Here is a 22,837-nt window from a genome sequence, read left to right on the forward strand (position 1 = left end):
GCGCGAGCAACCCAAAACCACCCGCACCCCCCACCCCCCCCCACAACCCCCCGACCCGCCACCCCCCCCCGCCGCCGCCCCCCCCGCCGCCCAGCTGCAGCAGCTCGACCCCTCGCGCCTCAGCCCCTCGGAGGTGATCCGCTGGCTGGAGATCACGATCAGCACCGAACGCCAGGTCTAGGGCATGGTCATGGTCGAGACCGCCGCCCGTTCTCCGCGAACACGGAGATGGCAGACGCCCGGCTGATCGACACGCTCGGCGGGGTGGGAAGCAGGCCCTGGCCGCGCTCCAGCAAGCCCGCGCCGAAGTACGCGCGCATGTCTGGCAGTTGGCCAGGCCAGCGGGCGCCCGACGCGGGCGGGCAGGTCACCGTGGACCTCGACGGCGTCCTCGTGATCGCGCACTCCGAGAAACAGGACGCCGTCGCGACCTGGAAGAAGACGTTCGGGCACCACCCGCTGACGGGGTTTGTCGACCATGGCCGCAGCGGGTCCGGAGAACCGGTCGTGGCCCTGCTGCGGCCCGGCAACGCCGGCTCCAACACTGCCGCCGAACACATCAAGGCCGCGAAGCCGGCCCTGGCCCAGTTGCCCAAGACCTACCGCCGCGGGCGCCGGAAGCTGATCCGCTCCGAGTCCGGCGGCGGCACGCACGAGTTCGTCAACTGGCTGTCCGCCAGGGGCCGGTGGCGTCGTACTCGGTCGGGATGACCATCACCGACGCCATCCACCAGGCCGTCCTGAAGATCCCCGCTGCCGCGTGGACGGTGGCCATCGAACCCGGTGGCGGGATCCGCGACGGCACCTGGGCGGCCGAACTCGACGGAGACTGCCTGAAAGGCCGGCCCAAGGGGATACGGTTGATCGTCCGCAAGGAACGGCCGTACCCCGGTGCCCAGTTGCGCTTCACCGACGCCGACGGGATGCGCCTGACGTGCTTCGCCACCAACACCAAGCACAACCCGATCGCCGCGTTGGAGCTGCGTCACCGCCAGCGCGCGGGGGCCGAGGACCGTATCCGCGCCGCCCGCACCACCGGCCTGCGCAACCTCCCCCTGCACGACGCCGCACAGAACCAGATCTGGCTGGAGATCATCCAGACCGCCCTCGACCTGCTCGCCTGGAATCCCATGCTCGCCCTGACGGGCAAGTCCCGCCAGTGGGAGCCCCGCCGCCTGCGCTGCGGCTGTTCTCCGCCGCCGTGCCCAGTTCGTCACCACCGGATGACGCCGCATCCTCCGACTCGCCCGGCACTGGCCATGGACCGGTGTGATCACCGATGCCCTGTCACGGCTTGAAGCCCTGCCGAACCCAGGCTGACCAGCGACTTCCCGTCCCTACGAGCAGCACCACCGCCCGGAGCGTGGAACCCGGCGCCCACCCGGCGCGACAGGCCGGGCCACCAGCATGCCCACCCGCAGAAATCCCCACCCCGAACAAGCAGAAAGGGTCCGTCAGCAAGCTGACGGACCCTCATGCAGGATCGAGGTTAAGGCGAACCTCGCCGTATTATCTTGCGCTCTGTAAATTCCAGGTAACTCATTCCCTGTTCAAGAAATTTGAGTCAACGTCAGAGAATGATGAGACCGTCTGTTCACGCGCTGGCCAATCCCGGACGTACTTTTCGACTTCTCAGGGCCACGGAACCTGTCATACTGTTATGGAGCAGCAAACAGGGCCGCGAACGACCGGACTGGCCAGTACATGGAAATGGCATCAAGGTTGCCATTTCCGCGGAGGGCCACGGGGGCGGTTCCCGCCATCGCATCCCCTCGGCGAGACTCGGTCCTACCGACTTTGACGCATCACGTCGGAGCGGTTGCATCCCATTGCGCACCCGGGGCGACGGGTGGGGTCAGAGGCCTCCCGTTGCCGCGAGCGCGGTCTGCGCTGCCCGGGTTGCCCACCACCTGCCCCAAGGCCCGTACAGCTCGGATCGCGTTTTGTCATACCCATGGCACTCGGATCCGTGGCGGTTCCCGACAACAGCGCTCGCGCATACGCAGTGAGGCATCGCATGCAGAAGCTCGAAGACCTCCCGTCCGTGAGGTTCAGTGACGGATTCGGCGGATCGCTGGCCTTCAAACGTGACCCGCTGGCCTTCCTGTCGCGCAGCCGGGAGCGGTACGGCGACATATTCCGTTGCCGTCCGTTCGGGGTGCCGATGGTGATGGTCAATCACCCGTACGAAGCGCTATCACTCCACCGCGGACGGCGGCGTGGAGCGACCGGAGGAATACCTCGAAGCACAGCTCATGGAGGCCGAACGATGACCATGGCCCCCCGTCCGGGCACCGTTGACGCCTGGGAACTCCTGCGCCGCGCCCGCGAGGTGACCGGCCCCGTGCTCCGGAAGACGGTCGCCCGGCTGCCCGAGCCGGTCCGGACGGTGGCGTGCTACCACTTCGGCTGGCGGGACGCGGTCGGTGATCCGGCGCAGGGCGACTGGGGCAAGGGGATACGTGGCGCCCTGGCGCTGGCGAGCGCGCAGGTGTGCGGCCGGCCCGCCGCACTGGCGGTGCGTGCGGCGGTTGCTGTGGAACGCGTACACAATTTCTCGCTGCTGCATGACGATCTGATGGACAACGACCACATTCGCAGGGGCCGTCCCACAGCCTGGTCACTCTTCGGCGACGCCCAGGCGATCCTTGCGGGAGACGCGCTGTTGGCCACGGCTCAGCGCGCTGATCACCGACCACGATTCCGAGCTCACCCCAGCCGTTGTCCGGGAGCTGACCGACGCTCTGGTCGGTCTGCTCGAAGGCCAGGGTGACGACCTGGCCTTCGAGACGCGCACCGATCTCCGGCTGGAGGACTGCCTGCGGATGGCCTCCGGCAAAACGGCATCCCTGCTCGCCGGCGCGTGCGCACTGGGCGCGATGGCGGTGAACGCCAGGCCGGGCCGGATCAGTGGAATGCGCGCGTTCGGACACCACGTCGGCCTGGCTTTTCAGCTCACCGACGACCTCCTGGGCACCTGGGGCGACAGCGGGATCTCGGGGAGGTCCGTCGGTACGGACCTGCATCGGCGCAAGAAGTCGTTCCCGGTGGTGGCGGCGCTGTCCAGCGGCACACATGCCGGACGGCGGCTGGCCGAGCTGTACGGCCGTCCGCAACCTCTGTCGGACACCGAGACACGACAGGCGGCCGTCCTGATAGAGGCCGCAGGGGGACTGTGGCGGACGCAGCGGGAGACCGTACGTCAGCATGCTCTCGCTCTCGCTCTCGACCGACTGGCCTCGGTGTCCCCTGAGCCGGACGGGGAGCGGATGCTGGTAACCATCGCCGATCTGGCCATGAACCGTCGGATGTAGGTCCACGTGACGCGGCCGGGACGGCATCGCGCCGGTTCGGTTTCGGTGCCGCCCGGGTCTGTGGTTGTGTTCCGGCTTCCGGGTGGAGCGGCCGCCGCCCTGGCCCTGTGATGCTGCCCGCGCTACTGGACAACCCCCGCCCACGCAAGCCCGCCGAGCGGGAAACGGAACGCTCTGGAAATGCAGAAGTCCAGCTGGAGTACCAGGCGTCGCCACAACGGTTCTGTCGGAGACCGAAGGTGATCTCCAGTAACTTTCTGGAATCATTCCTGTTCGCCCCGTTGACTCCCCGTGCACCCCCTCTTAAGGTCACGCCAATATTTCGACCATGTGACGACATTTCGAACGGTTGAAAGGCAAGTGCCCTGCGCATCACCGGAATCAGCACACACGTGGCCGGAACGCCGTGGCGCAGCCTGACGTACGTACAGGTGCACACCGGCAGAGGGATCACGAGAGTCGGCGAGCCCTGGATGCCGGGCCGCACCGACGTACTGATCGGCGATCTGCGGGGCACCGAGGCGCCTGGGCACCGACTCAAGCAACGTGCCGGGCGACCTGACCCTCAATCATTTCAGCGAGATCCGCTGGGCTGTTCACTCCCCTTGAACCATGTGCACCAAGACCCCCGACGACCTCGGCGGCTACGTGCGGATCCACGAGGTCGCCGAACTGATCCGCCGCGGCGCACCGCTCCACCTGAAGTTCGGTCTGTCCAGGGCGCCCGGGATCTATCCGTACGGCGCCCATCTGCGGGACCTGACCCTGGACGAACGCCCGCGAGCGGGTACGGCGCTTTCATTCCCTCTCGGCCTGCTCGCCGGCGGCCCGGCCCGCTCCACCGCTTCCCCGCCGACGTCTGATACGCCGTCGTCCTCTCAACGACGAGAAGAACAAGGAAAGATCACCATGCGCAACCGAAGAGCCGTCCTCGCCGCCATCGCCGGAGCCGCCTCGCTCGCCCTCACCTTGTCCGCCTGCGGTCAGAACGGCGGGGGCAGCTCCCAGGGCAGCTCCCAGGGCGGCACCATCGGTATCGCCATGCCGACTCAGGCTTCCGAGCGCTGGCTCACCGACGGCAAGAGCGTCGTCGAGGACCTGCAGGCCAAGGGGTACGAAACCAAGCTGGTCTACGGCGAGGACGACCCGGAGACCCAAGTCTCACAGATCGAGAACCTGATCAACCAGGGCGTCGATGCACTGATCATCGCGGCCATCGACAACAAGTCGCTGAACGGCGTGCTCCAACAGGCCGCCGACGCGGACATCCCGGTGATCTCCTACGACCGGCTCATCCTCGGCACCAAGAACGTCGACTACTACGTCTCCTTCGACAACGAGCAGGTCGGCCGGCTCCAGGCCCACTACATCATCGACAAGCTCGGCCTGGAGGACGGCAAGGGGCCGTTCAACATCGAGCTGTTCGCCGGCTCTCCCGACGACAACAACACCAAATACTTCTTCGACGGCGCGATGGATCTCCTGCGGCCATTCCTGGACAGCAAGCAGTTGGTCGTCCAGTCCGGCCAGACCAAACTCAACCAGATCACCACCCTGCGCTGGGACGGGCCCACCGCGCAGAAGCGCATGAACGGCATCCTCTCCGCGTCGTACCGGAGCGTCAACGTCGACGCGGTCCTGTCGCCGTACGACGGCATCTCCCTCGGCATCCTGTCCGCGCTGAAGTCGGACGGCTACGGTTCCGGCAGCAAGCCCCTCCCGGTCATCACCGGTCAGGACGCCGAACTGGCGTCGGTGAGGTCAATCATCGCGGGAGAGCAGTCGCAGACCGTCTACAAGGACCTCCGCCAGCTCGCCGAGGTCGCCTCAGGCATGGCCGACGACATACTCGACGGCAAGACGCCGAGGATAAACAACAGAAGGTCCTACAACAACGGCGCCAAGGCCGTGCCCGCCTATTTGCTGCAGCCAAAGAGCGTCGACAAGACCAACTACGAGCATGTTCTGGTCGCGGGCGGCTACTACACCGCCGCCGAGCTCAAGTAGCCGCACGATCATGGCGGAACCCCTCTCGCCCCGAGCGTGATCCTGGTGGTCAGCCTGCTGACTCACACGCGGACGTCGGCCCGTGGGTACGCGACGGTTCTCGTCGGCGGCTGAACTGCGCCGTCCTGAGGGAACTCGCCCGCACCGGCGGAACAGTACGAGAAGAGCGCCGGTCGCGCGGCGGCACACTTCTGCTCCGGGAGCTCCAACGGCCCGCGAACCACGCCTGCGTCGGTCGGGGTTCGCGGGCCGTCCGCTCGGTTACTGGCTCCGGGTGAAGCTGCCCGTGTCGACCTTGGTGAGGCGTCGAGCCTGACGAGGTGTTTCCGCTTGGCGCGGGTGCCTTCGATGTTCTTCGGCAGCGGTTCGTGGGCGGGGCTTCGCAGACGTTACGGGGCCGCAGGGGGCCGGTTACACCTTGTTGAAGACGGCGTGTTCGAGATGGGTCTCGGCCCTGCCCGCAACCGGCTCTGCACTTCCTCGATTTGTGTGCGGAGGTCGTCGGTCAGGGCCCGGCCGGCGTCCTGCTGGACATCGAGTGCGTCGAGCAGAAGCTGGACGGTCACGCGCTCACCCTGGCCCGCGCCCGCTTCCGGACCGACGCCGACGGCGAGATCCTCAACCGCCTCGATCTCCAGCTGGACTTCATCCCGATCGTCCACGTCCCGAACACGATCAACGGTGCCGAGCACTACGGCCAGTCCAGCCTGCTGTCCGCCGCACAGCTCCTCGACGACCTCGCCGCGGCCGACACCGACAGCCAGCGCGCCTCGGCGACGACGGGCTCACCGATCATCGCGCAGTGCGCGACGAGCCTGGGGCGCCGGCTTCTCCAGGGGCTCACGCACGGCGGGTTGCGCGCTGGCCAACACGGCCCCGAGCCGGTTGATGGCCTCGACTGGGCCGTCTCCACATTTGGGTACGACGGTCGCCTCCTCGCCGAGGACGGCGCGGGCAGCCGCTTCCGCTGAGCGTGGACGAACTGTGCTCGCGCTTCAACTACTGCGGGAGTCCGGCTGGATCGTGAGGAGTGTCCGGGCCGAATTGTCGTTCACCACAATCCTGCATGCGCCTCCGGCGGCGGATGCAACCCCCGGCCCTCGTCACTGGCCTACCCTTCCGTCGACGCACTCGCGCAACAGGTCGGCGTGCCCGCAGTGACGGGCATACTCCTCGATCCTGTGCACCATCAGCTCTCGAACTGCGATCCCGTCCTTCCCCAGACGCTCGCTCAGATCCGGGTGCTCGGCCAGCGCGGCGTCGGTCGCGGCCTGCTCGCGCTCCAGAGCGGAGTACGCAGCGTCGACCTCGGCCTGCTCGGCGACAGCTCCGTCGAAGTCCGCGTCATCCTCGCCGTACAGCTTCGGCAGCGGATCACCGTCGCTGATCCAGTTGCGCCAGTCCCGTTCCACCTCGACGAGGTGCCGAAGCAGGCCGAGCAGCGACATCGTCGACGGCGGAACCGACCGACGGGCCAGTTGCTCCGCATCCAGGCCCTCGCACTTCATCCGCAGGGTCAGGCGGTAGCCCGTCAGGAAGTCCTGCAGCGTCGCAAGCTCGCCGTCCGGACTGACACCTTCGCTGTTGCGGGGGTCGTCGTCCGGGTCAGCCCACATGTCGGGGTAGACCGTTGCCTGGCTCCATCGTGCGGGTTGGTCACTCATGCGTCCCATGATCGTCCGTGAGGGCCAAAGTTCGCCAGTGCCCTGCGTTCGAAGTGTTCTTCACGGTGGGCGTTCTTGAGGATCTGGTCGGCAGTTTTGGTCCGGACGTACGGGGGGTGCGCGGTCGTCCCAGCCGTCGATGAACGCGCGGATCTTGGCGTTGAGGTCGTGGACGGACCGGAAGGTCCCGCGACGGATGGCTTGGCGCCCGATCAGCGGCCCGACACGGCGGGGCGGTGCAACTCTGGGACATCGGCAAGAGGACACAGCCCACCCTGCCCGGCACACTCGGCGGCGCCAGGTCCGAACCCCAGGCCCTCACCTTCAGCCCGGACGGCGCGCTGCTGGCAGCACCGACCGAAAAGGGCGTCGTACGGCTCTGGCAGGTCGCGCAGAACAGTCGGCCCAGGTCCGCAGGAGACATCCCCGTGGCAGGGGGAAAGCCCACCGCGCTGGCCTTCAGCCCACACAGCCGCACCTTGCTCGTCGGTGACGAAGCCGGGGCGATCACCACGTGGGACGTCTCACGTCCCGGACGACCGGTACGAAAGGGCGCCGCCACACGGCATACCGGTGCCGTCAGAGGACTCGCCTTCCACCCCGACGGCGCACTCGCCACCACCACCGGCCTGGACGGCCGTATCCGCCCGCATCACCTCGTGACGGGACGGGCGGGGCTCAGGCGAGGGCCGCGCCTCTGGCCGTGTTTGACTCGAAGCGATCAGGTCGCCGACCGGCCCGAGCACCCCGCCCACTCAGAGCCGGAGCGCGGTGACGAGTACGTAACCCATCTCGGGAAGTACGGCAAAGGCGTCGACCAAGTCGGCACCCGCACTCATCTGTTCGCCCTGCGGGCCCGGTGTCGTGGACGCCAGTTCCCTCATGAAGGCCGCCACGTATCCGTAGGCGGCCCTCACGTGCTCGCCGACGTCGGTGAACTCGCTCAGTTCCCAGCCGCTGTCGGCGAAGTAGTCGTGGTATTCGTCAGGGGTGGCGAAACGGGAGACCTGGAACGTGTCGGCGATCCCCTCCACCACGGTCCGCCGCTCGCCGCCGACCGGCCCCCGCAGGCAGAGGTCCGCCACCACCAGCCGCCCTCCCGGCTTCACCACACGGGCGGCCTGCGCCAGGGCCGCGCCCGGGTCGGACATGTGCAGCAGTGACTCGATGGCCCAGGCCCCCTCGAAGGACGCGTCGGGGAAGGGCAGTTTCATGGCGTCGGCAAGCTGGAAGCCGACCCGGTCCGCGAGTCCGGCTTCTTCGGCGGCGGCCCTGGCCAGCGAGAGTTGGTGACAGCTGACCGTGATGCCGGTGACGCGGGTCTCGTGGTCGCGGGCGATCTGGAGTGCGGGACGGCCCGTGCCGCAGCCGATGTCGAGAAGACGGTCCGCGGGGTGCGGGTCCAGCCGCTGGGCGACGAGCCCGGTCAGCCGCTCGGACGCCTCGGCGATCGGGGCGCGGTCGTGCTCGTCCTCCCAGTAGCCGAGATGGATGCTGCCCCCCAGGGCTTGCGCGAGCATGGCGGTGGACTGGTCGTACATGTCACCGACATCGTCCGGGGTCGGTAGGGATCGCGTCATGACGTACCTGCCTTGTCTCCGAGCAGTGAGGTGATGACAGGGATCGGGCGCCGTCTACGGCGTCCTGGGGGTGGCGCGCATACGGAGTTCGCGTGGCCGCAGGGCGGCCGACAACGCGATGCGGAGATCCTGACCGGGGAGGGTGTGCAGCTGCCACCGGGCGGCGATGGTGGCCAGGGTGATGGTGGCCTGGGTGATGGCGTAGTCGTCTCCGATGCATTTGCGGGCGCCGCCGCTGAAAGGGATGAACGTGCTGCGGGGCGTGCGGCCTGCGGTGGTGGGCCACCGATCGGGGGCGAATGTGTCGGGGTCGGGGTAGAGGTCGGGGCGGTGGTGGATCAGGTAGGCACTGACGACGATCGTGGTGCCCGCGGGCAAGGGATGCCCGGCGAGTTCGGCGGCCTCGGGGAGCGTGCGGGTGGTGAAGAAGATCGGTGGCCGGATCCGCAGGGTTTCGAGGACGATACGACGGGTCAGTTCGAGCCGGGGCAGATCGTCGTAGCGGGCGGGGCGGCCGGCGAGCACGGTGTCGACCTCGGCGTGCAGGCGGTCGGCGATGTCCGGGTGCTGGTCGAGCAGGTACAGCGCCCACTCCAGCGCGGCGGCGGTGGTCTCGGTGCCGGCCAGGAAGAAGTTGACGATCTGGGCACAGACCTCGTCGTCGTCGAGGCCGTTGCCGCTGGTGTCGCGAGCGAACAGGACCGCCGAGAGCAGGTCTCCGTGGTCGATGTCTTCGGCGCGGCGCTCGGCGATGATGACATTGAGCGCCGCGCGCATACGGCTGATGGCGCGTTCGAAGGCGCGGTTGCCCGGAGTGGGCAGCCGATCCAGCAGTGGCGGCATCATGGTGCGGCGGAAGACGCCGTAGAAGATGTCCGTGACGTCGTCGAGCATCTCGCGCAACGTGGACTCGGGCACGGTGGTGGAGAACAGGGTCGCGGCGGTCGTGGTCGCGGTGAGAACCGGCATCTCGGCGATCAGGTCGACGGTCCGTCCAGGCCGCCAGGAATCGGCGACCGCGGCGGCCTGCTCGGTCATCGAGGCCGCGTAGCCACGGAGCCGGTCGGGGTGGAACGCGGGTTGCATCAGCCGTCGTAAGCGGCGGTGCACCGAGTACGGGCAGACGGACACGCCGTCGCCGATCGCCTCCCGGGCGCGATCGAGGAACTGTCCGCCCTTTTCGAAGACGCGGTCATGGAGGAACACGTGCTGAGCCAGTTCGGGGTCGCACACCACCACCGCGGTGAAGGGGCCCAGGCCGATACGGACAAGGTCACCATGTGCGGGCAGGGAGGTCAGGAACGTCAGCGGATCGCGCATCAGCGGAGTGATGTGGCCGAGCAGCGGCAATCGGCCAGGGGCAGTGGGGATCGAAGTCATGGATGTCATCGGATCCATCACATTCGGGAGCAGCACGCCTGCCAGGTGTACGGCAAGGTCCGCTCGGGGTTCGGCAAGGATGGGTGTGGTGTCTTGCGCAGGAGGGACAGCAGCAGGACGGCACACCCGGCACGGGGCGAAGCCGTTTCCCTCCGGTGATCACGAAGTCCCGTGCATCGGCTGCTCCCTCTACACCGTACTGCCGGCCGACGCAACTGCCGTACGGCGCAATGGGGCACCGCTGATGCACGAGCCGTGCGAGTGATGCATATGGGCGGTCGGCGAGCGCCCCGCCGCGCTCCGCGAGACACTCGTCGACCGCATGCGTCAGCCCTCCGACGGATGCGGAGTGGAGCCGTAGGCCGTCAGGAAGCGGTCCCGGAAGAAGCTCATCTTCCGGACGGGGGCGTCGGTGGCCGGCTTGAGGCCGTCCGTCCGCGCTGCCGCGCCGTCATGCCGCCTTCGGCCGACTCGGGGCCTGAGGAACATCCGCGTCAGATCGTGCGCTGAGCCTCCTCATGGCTGATCGGCGCTTTGACCCGGGTGGATCGGGCGGCGGAGCCGCGGAGTCGGTCATCTGCCGGGGGCTGTCGGTCCGATGTCGGCGGCTCGTCGGCGGGGCCTGGCACCTTTCCGGAGACGGCCGGCCGGAGCTCACCGGGCGGCCCGATTCCGAAGGAGCCACCATGCACCCGCCCGTCACGATCATCGGCGCAGGACTCGGCGGACTCACGCTGGCCCGCGTCCTGCACGTCCACGGAATCCCGGTCACGGTCTACGAAGCCGAGTCCTCCCCGTCGGCGCGCACGCAAGGCGGGATGCTCGACATCCACGACTACAACGGGCAACTCGCCCTCAAGGCGGCCGGCCTGATGGACGAGTTCCACGCCATCGTCCTGGAGGGCCGCCAGACGATGCGGGTCCTCGACCGGGACGGGACCGTCCTGCTCGACAAAGCCGACGACGGCACGGGCGGACGCCCCGAGGTGCAGCGCGGCGAGCTGCGACAGATCCTGCTCGACTCACTCCCGGCCGGCACCGTCCGGTAGGGGCACAAGGTCAGCAGCACCCGCGCCCTCGGCGAGGGTCGCCACGCGGTGACGTTCGCCGACGGCAGCACCGTCGTCACCAGCCTGCTGCCCGGCGCGGACGGCGCGTGGTCACGGGTCCGGCCGCTGCTCTCCACCGCCACCCCCGAGTACGCCGGCACGTCGTTCGTCGAGACCTACCTGTTCGACGCCGCCACCCGGCACCCAGCCGCCGCGAAAGCGGTCGGCAGCGGGTCGATGATCGCGCCCGCGCCGGGCAAGGAGATCTTCGCTCACCGGGAAAGCGGCGACACCCTTCACACCTACGTGGCGCTGCCCAGCCGCAGGACTGGTTCGCCGCCATCGATTTCACCGATGCCGCCGCGCACCCCGACGACGTCGAGGCCGCGCTCACCGAGTACGAGCAGGCCATGTTCCCCCGCAGCACCGAGGTTGCCACTTCTGCGGGGCGGTGAAGTCAGTGGAGTCCCATCCGTCCCCTTGTCTCTCTTGAGTTGTCAGCTCAGGAGTCAGGAGATGAGCGAGCGGCTTGTGGGCGCCAGTCGAAGTGTCCGGGGGGCTGCGGTCTGTTCCCGCTCGATGCCCGGCAGGATCTCGTCCCGTGTGAGGGGGTGGGCCTGCACCTCGGCAAGGTGCCGGCGTTGCGCACTCTCGTCGGGGTAGGAGGTGAAGACCGCGGCGACGTTCTCTCCGGTGCGGACCGGCAGCCTTGGGAAGGTGTTGTGCGCTGTCTCGGTGGTCAGGACGGCAAGCGGCGCGGGTCCCGTGTTGTGGAGCACGGGGAGGAGACCGTCTTGGATCAGCGTGATGCCGTCGTGCCGTCCGGGAGGGAAGGACCAGATGGTGGCGGACACGAATCGGTCCGGTTCCGGAGCACCGGCCTGGGGGCGCTCGGACGGGCGGCCGACGAAGTCGCTCCCGGCCGACAGGGGCCGCAGCAGCAGGACATCGTCGGAGTCGATCATGGTGGCGTTGGCCTGGGGACCGTGCTCGGCCCAGACGGGTCCGTCGTAGAAGGCCGTCAGCGCGCGGTGCCGTACCTCCATGTCCCCGAACCCGCGCAGCCAGACGAAGCGGTCCGGATCGTCGAGGTCCCGGAACTGACCGAGCACGGCCATCCCGGCCTCTTCCTGAGTCTCTACCAGCTCCCGGTCGAACAGCGTGATGAGCTCGTCGCGCCGGCCGGGACGCAGCGTGTACTGGCGGAGCTCGATCACAGCGGGGCGGCCGACGGGATCGGTTCGGGGCACAGCGGACTCCTGTTCGGTGCTCTTGTCCGGGCATGAATGTCGGCTCGTTCGGTGGGAGCCGGACGCGGATCGACGCTAGGGGAGCCGTGTGTCAGATGCTGTCAGGGTTTCCGGAGGAGAATTGCGCCCATGCCTGCCGGTCGCCTGCTGTCACTTCTGCTGTTGCTGCAATCCCGTGGCCGCATGTCCGCGCGAGGAATCGCCGACGAGCTGGGGGTGTCCGTGCGGACCGCCTACCGCGACCTGGCGCGCCTGCAGGCCGCCGGGGTCCCGGTCTACGCGGAGCCGGGCCGCGGGGGCGGCTATCAGCTGATCGACGGCTATCGCACCCGCCTGACCGGGATGAGCGAGGGCGAGGCACGGGCACTGGTCTTCGCCGGACTGCCCGGGCCCGCCGCCGACCTGGGCCTGGCGGCGGAGGTCACCGCGGCACGGCTGAAGCTGCTGACCGCGCTGCCGACGAGACTGCGTGACGAGGCGGCGCGGACCGCGGCGGTGTTCCACCTGGACGCTCCCGGCTGGTACCGGGAACCCGAACAGACGCCGCATCTGCCCCTGTTCGTCGACGCGGTGCTCACCCGGCGGGCGGTGGACGTGCGCTATCGCCGCTGGCGCGCGCCGCAGGAGGTGCATCGCCGCCTTCGCCCATACGGCCTGGTGCTCAAATCCGGTATCTGGTACCTCGTGGCCGCCGCGGAGAGCCGGATCGCGACCTACCGGGCTGCCCAAGTCCTCGACGCGGTGCTGAGCGAGGAGCGGTTCGACCGGCCGCAGGGCTTCGACCTGGGCGTGTACTGGACCTCCTACCTCGACGATTTCCAGACACGCCGCTACACCGGCACAGCCACCATCCGCCTGTCCCCGCGGGGACGACGACGCTTGCCCGACAACGTCCCCCCGGAGGTGGTGCGGGCAGTCGACTCCACCGCGACCGCCGTCGGCGGCGACGGATGGGTCGAGGCCGTCATCCCGACCGAGAGCACCGACCACGCCTGCGGCGAGCTGCTGCGACTCGGTATCGACGTAGAGGTCGTCGCACCGGCCGAGTTGCGCCAGGCCATGACGGCCACCGTGGGCGTACTCGCCCGAGCCTACGGACTCCACTGACGCCAGGACGCGCATCCGGCGAGGCAATGTCACCTGAGACTACGACCCGATTCCGTCTCACATGGTCTTGCAGCCAGGTGCTGCCGCAGCAGCCCGAGGACAACCCCGACCTGGCGCCCGCCTTCGACGACAACGACATCACCTGGATCGGCTCGGACAACTCCCGCGAGCCCGGCCGGCGTCAGGTCGGCCCGTCCACGACCCTCCGCAGCTCCCCCCAGCTCCTGGCCACTTCGACTTCGCGGTCGACGAGGAGTGCGCACAGTACGACGAGTGCGCGGAACTCGCTCCGTTCACCGAGGCCGGCAAGGCGGTGTTCTGGAGTACACGGAACCCAGGAGCAGCTTCTGCCCCGAGTCCCGCCGGCTGGACCTGTCGTCGATGGTGAAACAGCCGCAACTCGGTGTGTGGCGCAAGCCCTGCTGAACGAGGGGCGGGAGTTCTGGACGGTGCGCGCCCACCCGCCTGAAGGGATGGTAAGGCTTGCCTTATATGCTGACGTGGCCCTGTCGCCGTACTCCGTGCGCCGGGGCGTGACCCACCCCCGTACGACAGGACCCACCATGCGCACGACCTCCCGCGGCCTCTTCGCCGTGCTCGCTCTCGGCCCGTTGCTGGCCGGCTGTTTCGTGGCAGGAGCGGACGGCTCCGGTGCGGATGCCGAGGCGGAGTCGGGCGGTCGGCTGCGGGTCGCCCTCGCGGTGCCGCCGGTGCAGGCCCTGTCGCCGTACAGCAACGACGCCACCGTGCTGAGCAAGCTCTCCGTGGCCGAGGGGCTCACGGCGCTGGGCGAGGACGGGATCGTCGCGCCCGCGCTGGCGAAGTCCTGGTCCCAGGAGAGCGCCACCACCTGGACCTTCGAGCTGCGCGAGGCCACGTTCCAGGACGGCACCGAGGTCACCGCCGAGTCCGTCGTCAACGCCCTCGACCATGCGAACGAGGCCGAGACCAAGCCCCGCGTCCTCAGCGACGTGACGCTCACCGCCAAGGCCGAGGACGCCGACACCGTCACCATCAGCACCAAGACCGCCGACCCGGTGCTCCCGCTGCGGCTGGCCAGCCCGGCGCTGGGCATCCTCTCCCCGAAGGCGTACGCGAAGGACGGCACCGCCAGCCCGGTCGGCACCGGAACCGGCCCCTTCGAGATCACCAAGCTCACCGGGAAGAGCAAGGCCACGCTCGACCGTTACGACGGCTACTGGGGCGGCAAGGCCAAGGCGTCCGGCATCGACGTGACCTGGATAGCCGACGGCACCGCCCGCGCCAACGCCCTGCGCGGCGGCGACGTCGACATCGCCGAGTGGATCCCCACCGCCCAGGCGGCCCTCCTCGACCAGGACACCCGCCACGAAGTGCCCTCCGTGCGGACCGACAGCCTGATCCTCAACACCGGCAGCGGCATCCTCACCGACGCCACGCTGCGCGCCGCCGTCCGCGAGGCCGTCGACGGCAGCGCCCTCGTCGACTCCGTCTTCGGCGGGTACGCCGACCCCGCGCAGGGCCTGTTCGGGCCCGCCGTCCCCTGGGCGGCCGACACCCGTGTCGACGTGACCGGCCGCGCCGGGGCCGCGACCCCCGCACAGGTCACGTCGAAGACCAAGGGCAAGGTGCTGCGCCTGGCCACCTACACCAACCGCGCCGAACTCCCCGAGGCCGCGACGGTCCTGCAACAGCAGTTGGAGAAGGCAGGGTTCACCGTGAAGCAGGACGTACGCGAGTACACGCAGATGGAGGCCGACCTCCTCGCGGGCAGGTACGACGCGCTGGTGTTCTCCCGGGTGACGCTCCTCGACACGGGGGACGCGGTCGCATACCTCGCGAGCGACTACACCAGCGACGGCGTCTACAACATCGCGGGACTGAAGGACTCCGGCGTCGACCGGGCCATCGAGGCCGCGGCCGAGGAGAGCGACACGCAGCGGCGGCAGCAGAAGATCATGCGGGCCGAGGCGGAGATCCTTCGCACCGACGCCGTCGTACCGCTGGTCCACGAGAAGGTCGTGCAGGGCATCAGCACCGAGGTCGAGGACGTACTCCTCGATCCTCGCGAGCGCTCCCTGGTCAACACCGACACCCACCTGAAGTAGCAGCGGATGAGCGTCACGTCGGCGGGCACCGGTGCCGGTATGGGTGCCGGTGTCCGCCCGGCCCAGTGGCGCGCGGGGGCCGGCCGTGTCGTCGCCGGGACCGCGCTGCTCACGGCCGTCGCCCTGCTGCCCTGGCTGTCCGGGACCGACCCCGCGCGGACGGTCCTGCGCGCCCGCTCCGGCGAACAGGCGCCGACCCCCGCCCAACTGGCCGCCGTACGCGAACAGCTGGACCTGGACCAGGGGCCCTTCGCACATCTCGCGCACTGGCTGGGCGGACTGCCGCGCGGCGACGCGGGCACCTCTTGGGTGTCGGGCGAACCGGTCCTGCCCCAGGTGACGACCGCCTTCTCGGTCTCCCTCACGATGATGCTCGGCGCACTCGTGGTCACGATCGCGGTGGCCGCGCTCGTCTGTGCCCGCACCCTGCACCTCGGATCCCGGCGGCGCCTGCGGCAGGGCCGGGCGGGCACCGGGGCCGCCGTCCTCGCCGCGCTGCCCAAGTTCCTGCTCGCCTCCCTGCTCGCCACCGTGTGCGGGGTATGGCTGGGCTGGTTCCCCTCCAGCGGCTGGGAGGGACCGGCGTCGATGGTGCTGCCCGCGCTCGCCCTCGGCGTGCCGTCCGGGGCGGTGATCGGTGGTCTGCTCGACCAGTCGCTGCCCGCCGCCTTCCACGAGCCCTGGGCGCGGACCTGGCACGCCTACGGGTTCTCGCCCCACCACATCGCCCGGCACGCACTGCGCCGCACGCTGGCCGGTGTGCTCCCACAACTCCTGCCGACCGTCGTGGCCCTGGTCGGCGGCGCGGTCGCGGTGGAGAAGATCTTCAACATCCCCGGACTCGGCCGACTCGCCCTGGACGCCGCCATCGCCCAGGACCTGCCGCCGCTGCAGGCCGCGACGCTGGTCCTCGTCCTGCTCGGCGTCGTCGCCGGCCTGCTCATCCGGGCCCTGCGCCGCGCCCTCCTCGGCCCCGCCCTGCGGGACGGCGCCCTGCCCGCCCTGCACGCGCCGTTCCTCCCACGGCCGCGCTCACTGCCCTGGATCATCGGATTCTGCGCCATCACCCTGCTCACCCTGGTCGTGGCCGGACTGCTGCGCGATCCCCTGCAGGTGGACACGGCGGCCCGACTGCTGCCGCCCTCGGCCGCGCACCCCCTGGGCACGGACGCCCTCGGCCGTGATCTGCTGGCCCGGCTGGGCCACGGGGCCCTGCGTACGGCGGGCGTGGCCCTCGCGGTCACGGTGGTCACCATCGTCACCGGGCTGCTGCTCGGCATGGCGACACAGGTGGGCGCGGGCCTGACGGAAGTGGTGTCGACGCTGCCGGCCGTCCTCGCCGGACTGCTGACCACGGCGGTGACCGGGCCGTCGGTGTGGGGCGCCGCGCTGGCGGTGTGCCTGGTCGGCTGGAGCCCCTACGCCGCCCAGGCCGCGGCGCTCCTCGAACAGGAACGGGCGAGCGGCCACCTGCTCGCGTCGATCTCCTTCGGCGCCGGCCCCTCGTACCTGCTGCGCCACCACCTGCTGCCCGCGGTACTGCCCGCCGTCCTGCGCAACGCCCTGCTGCGGCTGCCCACCACGGTCCTCGTACTCGCCTCTCTCGGCTTCCTCGGCCTGGGCGAACAGCCGCCCACTCCGGAGTGGGGCCGCCTGCTGTCGGAGAACCAGCCTTACGTGGAGCTGGCCCCCTGGACGGTACTCGGCCCCGCCTGCGCGCTCGTGCTGCTCTCCGTTCTCGCCCTGTCCGGTTCGGCGTCGGGAGGCGGCAGATCCCGACGCCGGACCGGCAGGCGGCGCGATGTCCGCCTCGGGAGCGGGTGACCGGGAGGGGAGTGCGGTCGGCACGGGCCACGGACAACGGCCTGTCGTGGCGGACGGCCTGCGGGTGAGCCGACGGCCCGGTGAGCTGACGTACGTGAGGGAGGCGGTGGCGTACGTGAGGGAGGCGGTGGCCGCACCACACCGGTCAGCCGTTCCAGCGGTGCCGTAAGCCCCCGGTCCTACGTCGAGTTCGTGCCGTCGTCACCGGACGGCGGCGACACCGGATGGCGGTGTGACCGGACCGGCTGCGCCCGCACACGTCACAGGCCCCCTGCGGCGAACGAGCGACGGGCGCATGCGCGATGGCTGTCACCGGCCCACCGGATCGCCTTCGGCGCCGTCGCCCTGCGTGCGCAGCATCGCGTGGCCGCCGTGATGCAGGGGCGTGCCCAGCTTCAAGGGGGCTGCTTCGCAAGCCGTCCGGGCGTCGAAGACGTGGGCTGCTCCGTGGCCGCCGCGGGTGACGGCGACCCAGTCGGTTCCCGGCGAGGCAGCCACCGCACGGCGTTGGACGCCCTCCCAGGGGGTGCCTCCGCGACGGGGGGGGGCGCCGGCCATGGCGGGGAGAGGGAGGCGGCGTACGGTCTCGTCGGCGCCCAGAAGGATCAGCTCGTCGCCGTCCGGGTGGATGCGGGTGAACGCGGTGTGGTCCTTGGCGAGGGCCAGCCGGAAGACCAGCCCGGGGCCGAGGTCCGTCAGTGTCGTGCGGTCCGTCGCCAGGTCGTGGCGCCACGCCTGGTTGGTCCACTGCGGCCATCGCAGCGGGTCCGCAGGGCCGCCCCGCAGGGTCGACCACAGCGTCCGCCGCCTCGGGGCGAGGCGCAGGTACCAGCCCCGGGCGGGTGCGCCCCACGGGATCACTGGCTCCGGCACGAGCGCGTCGCCCTCGTGGCGCGCCCGGTGAACCCCCTCGCCGGTGGCCGCGAACACGAGGCCGTCGCGCGGGGCTCGGGCGTCGCCGTGCCCGTCGTCCGGCAGGGGGAGGTGCGCGTGGGGCGTGACCGGCGGGCAGCCGGGGGGTGAGCCGAGCAGGTCGGCGAACCGGTGGACGGCCAGCGCACCGGGTTCCCGGTGGCGCAGGACGACGAGGGGGTCGCCGTTGCCCAGGACCGTCACCCCCGGCTCGCCCACGCGCGTGCGCACCCGGGCCGTGTCTCCCGTGGTCAGGTCGACGACCGTCAGCAGATCCGACCACGGGCTGCCGTTCTTGCCCAGGCCGGTCGTGACGGCCACCCACCGGCCGGACGGGTCGCAGGCGAGGTGCTCGGCGGGCACGGCGACCGGAACGGCGGCCTCGATCAGCTCGTGGCCGAACGGGTCGAGCACGAGCAGTTCGCCCCTGCGGTCGTCGACGCAGGCCGTCCGCACGCCCGGCAGTGCCAGGAAGCCGGCGTGCTCGGAGAGGTGACGGCCGGTGAGACGGTACGCCTCGATGCCGTCCGGCACGGTCAGTACGTGGACGGAACCCTCTACGTGGTCGGAGACGAGCAGCAGCGGGCCGGTGTTCATCGAGGTCCTCCAGAAAGGGCATTTGATGAAAACGATTATCATGTATCTTCGGTGCGTTCCGGGTCCATGAGAAGAAGCGAGGGCATCGATGCTGCGCTCACCGTCGAGATTCGTCCGTAGTTGGATCACCGCAGCGGTAGTGGGGTCCGTCCTGGTCGGATGCGGCGCGTCCACCGAACCGGCGGGCGAAGAGGCCGCCGCGGCCGGTGCGAAGACCGATGTCACGGTGGAACCCATTGAGGCGACGCGGGAGTTGACCGACGCGAACGGCGTCAAGGTCTCCCTGAAGGAGGAACCACGGCGCATCGTCTGCCTGTTCGCGCTCTGCGACGACATCCTGACCGAGCTGGGCATCGTCCCCACGGCCACGAACAACGCGCTCCTCGCCCACCCCGACTTCCTGGGGGAGGAGAGGGTGAAGGAGGTCGACATCATCCCCGGCGGGTTCATTGCCCCCGAAGTGGAGGCGATCCTCTCCCACAAGCCCGATCTCGTGATCGGCCTTGAGGACACGCACGGCAAGCTCGCCCCGGCCCTGAAGGGTGCCACCACGTTCTGGCCCATGCAGCCCGAAACATGGCAGGACAGCGTGGGATACCTGCGCGATGCCGCCGCGCTCACCGGCCGCACCGCCGAAGGCGAGAAGGCCGAGAAGACCTTCCGGACCAAGCTCGCAGAGGCCGAGAAGAGCAGGAGCGACAAGACCGCGCTCGTCATCTACGGCAGTGACGAGAACTTCGGCGTCGCCACCCCGGAGGGGGACGTGGCGGCCAGCCTGTTCCCGAAGCTTGCCGAATATCCCTGGAAGTCCCGTGGCGTGGAGGGGAGTTACAGCCTGGAGGAGATACTCGCCGCCGACGTGGACGTGCTGTTCGTCGAGACGATCAGCTTCGGCGAGAGCGACGGCAAGCTGTCGGAGAAGCTGGCGAAGAACCCGCTGTGGGGGAAGATCCCGGCCGTGAAGAACGGGGACGTCCACGAGGTCGACTCCGAGGTGTGGGCCAAGGGACGCGGCACCCGCTCGCTGGGCATCGTCCTCGACGAGGCCACGGCCGCACTACGGTGAGCACACCCACCGCGACCGACACCGCGGCAGGCGACCCGACCCCGGGCGGACGGCGGTCCGTGCGGTTCCCGCCGTCCGGTGGGAAGCGGCAACTCGCCGTGCTGGTCGTGCTGCTGGCCGCGGCGTCAGGCTGCGCGCTGAGCCTGGGCACGCCCTACGTCCCGCTCCACCGGCTGCCCGCGGCGCTGCTGGACGCGGACACCACGCTCGCCGGCATCGTCGTCACCGAACTCCGCGTGCCCCGGCTCGTACTGGCGCTGATCGCCGGGGCCTGCCTGGGCGCGGCAGGGCTCGTGCTCCAGGAGGCGCTGCGCAACCCACTGGCCGTTCCCGAAATGCTGGGCCTGTCGTCCGGGGCCGCGCTCGGGGTCGCAGCGCCGTTGGTGCTGGCGGTGTCCTTCCCCGCCGTCGTCCAGCCCCTGCTGGCCATCGGCGGGGCCGCGCTCGGCGGTGGACTCACGCTGCTCGCCGCCGGGCTGGGGCGCAGCCCGTCCGCCGTCCTGCTCACCGGTGCCGCGGTCGCCGCCGCCTTGCAGGCCGCGCTGCTCGTGCTCATGGTGATGGCCGACCAGCTCGACCTCCAGCTGATCTACCGGTACCTGCTCGGCTCGCTGTCCGCCCGTACCTGGGACGACGTCACCGGGCTGTGGCCCTGGCTGCTCGTCGCGGTGCCCGCGCTCGTGCTGTGCGCGCCGGTGCTCTCGGTACTGCGGCTGGGGGACGAGGACGCCGAGGCGCTGGGGGTCCGCGCACAGAGGGCCCGGTTCGCCGCGCTGGCCATCGCCGTCGTACTGATCGCGCCCGTGACGGCCGTGTGCGGGCCGGTGGCGTGGGTCGGGTTCCTCGCCCCGCACCTGGCCCGGCGATTCAACCCCGGTGCCGGCGCGGTGCGCTGGCTGCCCTGGTCGGCGGCGTGGGGCGCCGTCGTGGTGGCCGTCGCCGACATCCCGGCCCGGCTGGCGCTGGCCCCCGTGGAGACCCCGGCCGGCGCCTGGACGGCCCTCCTCGGTGTGCCCGCCGGTGTCGCCCTGCTGCGGTCGGGGAAGCGGACGCCGAGGGTTCCGCGACGAGCGGCGGGCTCCGGTGCCGTGCGCGTGGAGCCGCGGGCGACCGGTCCCGAAGCCGCGCCGACCGGGGCGGAGGAGGTCCGGTGAGACGGCGTCTCGCGATGCTCGCCGTCCTTGTCGTCCTGTGTGCCGGTGCGGATGTGCTGGCCGGGAGGGGCATGTCCCCGGCGGCGGTCTGGGACGTCCTCGGCGGGGGCGGTGACGCGACCGAGCGGCACATCCTGCTCCAACTCCGCCTGCCCCGGATGCTGGTGGCCCTCGGCGCGGGGGCGTGCCTCGGTGTGGCGGGCCTGGTCCTGCAGTCCGCCCTGCGCAACCCCCTGGCCGGGCCCGAGGTCACCGGCGTGACGCCGGGTGCGGTGCTCGGGGCCGTCACCGCGACCGGTCTCGGGCTCGCGGGATGGGAATCGCCCCTCGCCGTCGTCGTGGCCGCCTGCGTGGGCGGGTGTACCGGAGCCGCGCTGCTGTGGCTGCTCGCCGGGCGGGGCCGGGGCGACCCCGCGCAGATCGCCGTGCACGGCGTGCTCGTCTCGGCGGTGCTCGGCGGGCTCACCGCCATGGTGCTGCTGGTCGCGCCGGGTGAGCTCGGCAGCGTCGTCCAGTGGCTCGTCGGCACGACGGACGGCCGTGTGTGGCAGCACTGGCACCTGCTGTGGCCGTGGGCACTGGCCTGGGGCGCCGCGGCGTGGCTGATGACCGGGCCGCTGACGCTGCTGCGCTGCGGTGACGAACTCGCACATGCCGCCGGACTGTCCGCCGCACGGGCCCGGACCCTCGCCCTGTTGTGCGCGGTCGCGCTGACGGCGGGTGCGGTGGCCGCCGTGGGAGCGCTGGGTTTCGTGGGGCTGCTCGTGCCGCACGTCGCCGTCGCCCTGTTCGGCGCGGACCTGCGGGTGACGCTGCCGGGTGCCGCTCTCGTGGGCGCGGCCGTGGTGTGCGGCGCGGACGCGGCGGCGCAGCTGGGGTCGCGGCTGCTGGCGGTCGCGCTGGACTCCGGACGGCTCACGCTGCCGGTCGGGGCGCTCACCACGTGTCTGGGAGCCGCGCTGCTGCTGGTCGTCGTACGCCGCGCGCCGAGCCGAACGTTCTGATGTCGACGAAGGACAGAGCATGACCGAACCCGTGGGGATCCACGTCGAGGGACTTCACTTCGGCTTCCCCGGCCGACCCGTGCTGCGCGGTGTCGACGTGACCGTCGAACCGGGGGAGCTGACCGCCCTCATCGGCCTCAACGGCTGCGGCAAGTCGACCCTGTTGCGGCTGGCCGCCGGGCTGCTGAGGCCGGACGAGGGGCGCGTACTGCTCGGCGGTGACGACCTCGCCCGGCTCTCCCGGCGTGCCACCGCCCGCAGGGTCGCGCTCCTGCACCAGTCGGCCCCGGCCGTGCCCGGCATGACGGTGCGTCATCTCGTCCGGCAGGGGCGGTACGCGGCGCGCGGCCCCCTCGGCATGCTCCGCGAGGGCGATGACCACGTCGTACGGCGTGCCCTGCGCGACATCGGCGTGGAGCAGTGGGCCGAGCGTGACGTCGACGCGCTGTCCGGGGGCGAGCGGCAGCGGGTCCGGCTGGCGATGGCGCTCGCGCAGGACACCCGTGTCCTGCTGCTCGACGAGCCGACCACCTACCTGGACCTGCACCACCAGCTCGATGTGCTGCGGACCGTCGTGCGGCTGCGCGAGGAGCGCGGCCTCACCGTGGTGATGGTGCTGCACGACCTGGCCCACGCCGCCCGGTTCGCCGAGCGGATCGTCGCGCTGCGGGACGGCCGCGTGGTGGCGGACGGGACGCCGAAGGAGGTCGTCACACCAGGGCTGCTCGCGGACGTCCTCAAAGTGGCGGGCCGGGTCGGGCGGGACCCCGAGGGAGGCTGGCCGGTGTGTTACCCGGATCACCCCCTCCCAGATATGGAATATGAAAATCATATTCATTAGA

General features: G+C 70.5%; 16 protein-coding genes and 7 pseudogenes. 17 read left to right on the top strand and 6 right to left on the bottom strand.

Going from position 1 to position 22,837, the window contains the following annotated elements:
- The 7 genes and pseudogenes from ACWD3C_RS33310 to ACWD3C_RS33340 form a co-directional block, all read left to right on the top strand.
- Nucleotides 1–181 (top strand): annotated as a pseudogene (locus tag ACWD3C_RS33310) (hypothetical protein); the annotation flags it as partial.
- 56 nt (nt 182–237) lie between these two features.
- Nucleotides 238–1,320 (top strand): annotated as a pseudogene (locus tag ACWD3C_RS33315) (IS1380 family transposase); the annotation flags it as partial.
- A 955-nt stretch (nt 1,321–2,275) separates the two neighbouring features.
- A pseudogene (locus tag ACWD3C_RS33320) lies at nt 2,276–2,620 on the top strand (polyprenyl synthetase family protein); the annotation flags it as partial.
- Between the two features lie 28 nt (nt 2,621–2,648).
- Complete coding sequence (locus ACWD3C_RS33325; RefSeq protein ID WP_451149900.1) at nt 2,649–3,314, top strand: polyprenyl synthetase family protein; 666 nt, start codon at nt 2,649–2,651, stop codon at nt 3,312–3,314.
- 365 nt (nt 3,315–3,679) lie between these two features.
- Nucleotides 3,680–3,838, top strand: a pseudogene (locus ACWD3C_RS33330) (mandelate racemase/muconate lactonizing enzyme family protein); the annotation flags it as partial.
- A 385-nt stretch (nt 3,839–4,223) separates the two neighbouring features.
- Nucleotides 4,224–5,321: a multiple monosaccharide ABC transporter substrate-binding protein gene (chvE, locus tag ACWD3C_RS33335; RefSeq protein ID WP_451149926.1), complete on the top strand. Its 1,098-nt coding sequence runs from the start codon at nt 4,224–4,226 to the stop codon at nt 5,319–5,321.
- Nucleotides 5,322–5,806: 485 nt separating this feature from the next.
- Nucleotides 5,807–6,292 (top strand): hypothetical protein, encoded by a 486-nt coding sequence (locus tag ACWD3C_RS33340; protein ID WP_451149901.1) that lies wholly within the window; start codon nt 5,807–5,809, stop codon nt 6,290–6,292.
- A gap of 132 nt (nt 6,293–6,424) precedes the next feature.
- Here ACWD3C_RS33340 and ACWD3C_RS33345 read toward each other — a convergent pair whose 3' ends face one another.
- Nucleotides 6,425–6,994 (bottom strand): DinB family protein, encoded by a 570-nt coding sequence (locus ACWD3C_RS33345; protein ID WP_451149902.1) that lies wholly within the window; start codon nt 6,992–6,994, stop codon nt 6,425–6,427.
- Between the two features lie 419 nt (nt 6,995–7,413).
- Between ACWD3C_RS33345 and ACWD3C_RS33350 the strand changes: the two are divergent.
- Nucleotides 7,414–7,620, top strand: a pseudogene (locus ACWD3C_RS33350) (hypothetical protein); the annotation flags it as partial.
- A gap of 120 nt (nt 7,621–7,740) precedes the next feature.
- Here the strand turns inward: ACWD3C_RS33350 and ACWD3C_RS33355 are convergent.
- The 3 genes from ACWD3C_RS33355 to ACWD3C_RS33365 form a co-directional block, all read right to left on the bottom strand.
- Nucleotides 7,741–8,565, bottom strand: a complete 825-nt coding sequence (locus ACWD3C_RS33355; RefSeq protein ID WP_451149903.1) for a methyltransferase domain-containing protein — start codon at nt 8,563–8,565, stop codon at nt 7,741–7,743.
- Between the two features lie 54 nt (nt 8,566–8,619).
- On the bottom strand, nt 8,620–9,945 hold the full coding sequence (locus ACWD3C_RS33360) for a cytochrome P450 (protein WP_451149904.1): 1,326 nt from the start codon (nt 9,943–9,945) through the stop codon (nt 8,620–8,622).
- Between the two features lie 327 nt (nt 9,946–10,272).
- Nucleotides 10,273–10,434 carry a hypothetical protein gene (locus ACWD3C_RS33365; RefSeq protein ID WP_451149932.1) on the bottom strand — a complete coding sequence of 54 codons (162 nt, stop codon included), beginning with the start codon at nt 10,432–10,434 and terminating at the stop codon, nt 10,273–10,275.
- A gap of 197 nt (nt 10,435–10,631) precedes the next feature.
- On the opposite strand from ACWD3C_RS33365, the pseudogene ACWD3C_RS33370 reads away from it, so the two are divergent.
- Nucleotides 10,632–11,449, top strand: a pseudogene (locus tag ACWD3C_RS33370) (FAD-dependent oxidoreductase).
- Between the two features lie 54 nt (nt 11,450–11,503).
- On the opposite strand, the gene ACWD3C_RS33375 reads toward ACWD3C_RS33370, so the two are convergent.
- Nucleotides 11,504–12,244 carry an NIPSNAP family protein gene (locus ACWD3C_RS33375; protein WP_451149905.1) on the bottom strand — a complete coding sequence of 247 codons (741 nt, stop codon included), beginning with the start codon at nt 12,242–12,244 and terminating at the stop codon, nt 11,504–11,506.
- Between the two features lie 129 nt (nt 12,245–12,373).
- Between ACWD3C_RS33375 and ACWD3C_RS33380 the strand changes: the two genes are divergently transcribed.
- The 4 genes and pseudogenes from ACWD3C_RS33380 (at nt 12,374) to ACWD3C_RS33395 (ending at nt 17,262) form a co-directional block, all read left to right on the top strand.
- On the top strand, nt 12,374–13,351 hold the full coding sequence (locus ACWD3C_RS33380) for a helix-turn-helix transcriptional regulator (protein ID WP_451149906.1): 978 nt from the start codon (nt 12,374–12,376) through the stop codon (nt 13,349–13,351).
- Nucleotides 13,352–13,547: 196 nt separating this feature from the next.
- Nucleotides 13,548–13,777 (top strand): annotated as a pseudogene (locus ACWD3C_RS33385) (endo alpha-1,4 polygalactosaminidase); the annotation flags it as partial.
- A 137-nt stretch (nt 13,778–13,914) separates the two neighbouring features.
- Nucleotides 13,915–15,438, top strand: coding sequence for an ABC transporter substrate-binding protein (locus ACWD3C_RS33390; protein ID WP_451149907.1), 1,524 nt, complete (start codon nt 13,915–13,917; stop codon nt 15,436–15,438).
- Between the two features lie 6 nt (nt 15,439–15,444).
- Nucleotides 15,445–17,262, top strand: coding sequence for an ABC transporter permease subunit (locus ACWD3C_RS33395; protein WP_451149908.1), 1,818 nt, complete (start codon nt 15,445–15,447; stop codon nt 17,260–17,262).
- Nucleotides 17,263–17,571: 309 nt separating this feature from the next.
- On the opposite strand, the gene ACWD3C_RS33400 is transcribed toward ACWD3C_RS33395, so the two are convergent.
- Nucleotides 17,572–18,771 (bottom strand): hypothetical protein, encoded by a 1,200-nt coding sequence (locus ACWD3C_RS33400; protein WP_451149909.1) that lies wholly within the window; start codon nt 18,769–18,771, stop codon nt 17,572–17,574.
- 88 nt (nt 18,772–18,859) lie between these two features.
- Here ACWD3C_RS33400 and ACWD3C_RS33405 point away from each other — a divergent pair, with 88 nt between their 5' ends.
- The 4 genes from ACWD3C_RS33405 (at nt 18,860) to ACWD3C_RS33420 (ending at nt 22,836) form a co-directional block, all read left to right on the top strand.
- The gene (locus ACWD3C_RS33405; RefSeq protein ID WP_451149910.1) at nt 18,860–19,837 is read left to right on the top strand and encodes an ABC transporter substrate-binding protein; all 978 of its coding nucleotides are present in this window, start codon (nt 18,860–18,862) and stop codon (nt 19,835–19,837) included.
- 113 nt (nt 19,838–19,950) lie between these two features.
- Nucleotides 19,951–20,991 carry a FecCD family ABC transporter permease gene (locus ACWD3C_RS33410; protein WP_451149927.1) on the top strand — a complete coding sequence of 347 codons (1,041 nt, stop codon included), beginning with the start codon at nt 19,951–19,953 and terminating at the stop codon, nt 20,989–20,991.
- Between the two features lie 14 nt (nt 20,992–21,005).
- Nucleotides 21,006–21,995 (top strand): FecCD family ABC transporter permease, encoded by a 990-nt coding sequence (locus tag ACWD3C_RS33415; RefSeq protein WP_451149928.1) that lies wholly within the window; start codon nt 21,006–21,008, stop codon nt 21,993–21,995.
- Nucleotides 21,996–22,014: 19 nt separating this feature from the next.
- Nucleotides 22,015–22,836, top strand: a complete 822-nt coding sequence (locus ACWD3C_RS33420; RefSeq protein ID WP_451149911.1) for an ABC transporter ATP-binding protein — start codon at nt 22,015–22,017, stop codon at nt 22,834–22,836.
- Nucleotide 22,837 lies beyond the last annotated feature (1 nt).

The organism is Streptomyces sp. NPDC002845 (assembly GCF_053591955.1).

Coding starts and splice junctions, on each gene's coding strand:
- ACWD3C_RS33415 (WP_451149928.1), top strand. CDS start 21,006: ATGCTCGCCGTCCTTGTCGTCCTGTGTGCCGGTGCGGATGTGCTGGCC.
- ACWD3C_RS33345 (WP_451149902.1), bottom strand. CDS start 6,994: ATGGGACGCATGAGTGACCAACCCGCACGATGGAGCCAGGCAACGGTC.
- ACWD3C_RS33420 (WP_451149911.1), top strand. CDS start 22,015: ATGACCGAACCCGTGGGGATCCACGTCGAGGGACTTCACTTCGGCTTC.
- ACWD3C_RS33360 (WP_451149904.1), bottom strand. CDS start 9,945: ATGACTTCGATCCCCACTGCCCCTGGCCGATTGCCGCTGCTCGGCCAC.
- ACWD3C_RS33400 (WP_451149909.1), bottom strand. CDS start 18,771: ATGAACACCGGCCCGCTGCTGCTCGTCTCCGACCACGTAGAGGGTTCC.
- ACWD3C_RS33390 (WP_451149907.1), top strand. CDS start 13,915: ATGCGCACGACCTCCCGCGGCCTCTTCGCCGTGCTCGCTCTCGGCCCG.
- ACWD3C_RS33405 (WP_451149910.1), top strand. CDS start 18,860: ATGCTGCGCTCACCGTCGAGATTCGTCCGTAGTTGGATCACCGCAGCG.
- chvE (WP_451149926.1), top strand. CDS start 4,224: ATGCGCAACCGAAGAGCCGTCCTCGCCGCCATCGCCGGAGCCGCCTCG.
- ACWD3C_RS33380 (WP_451149906.1), top strand. CDS start 12,374: ATGCCTGCCGGTCGCCTGCTGTCACTTCTGCTGTTGCTGCAATCCCGT.
- ACWD3C_RS33395 (WP_451149908.1), top strand. CDS start 15,445: ATGAGCGTCACGTCGGCGGGCACCGGTGCCGGTATGGGTGCCGGTGTC.
- ACWD3C_RS33355 (WP_451149903.1), bottom strand. CDS start 8,565: ATGACGCGATCCCTACCGACCCCGGACGATGTCGGTGACATGTACGAC.
- ACWD3C_RS33365 (WP_451149932.1), bottom strand. CDS start 10,434: ATGTTCCTCAGGCCCCGAGTCGGCCGAAGGCGGCATGACGGCGCGGCA.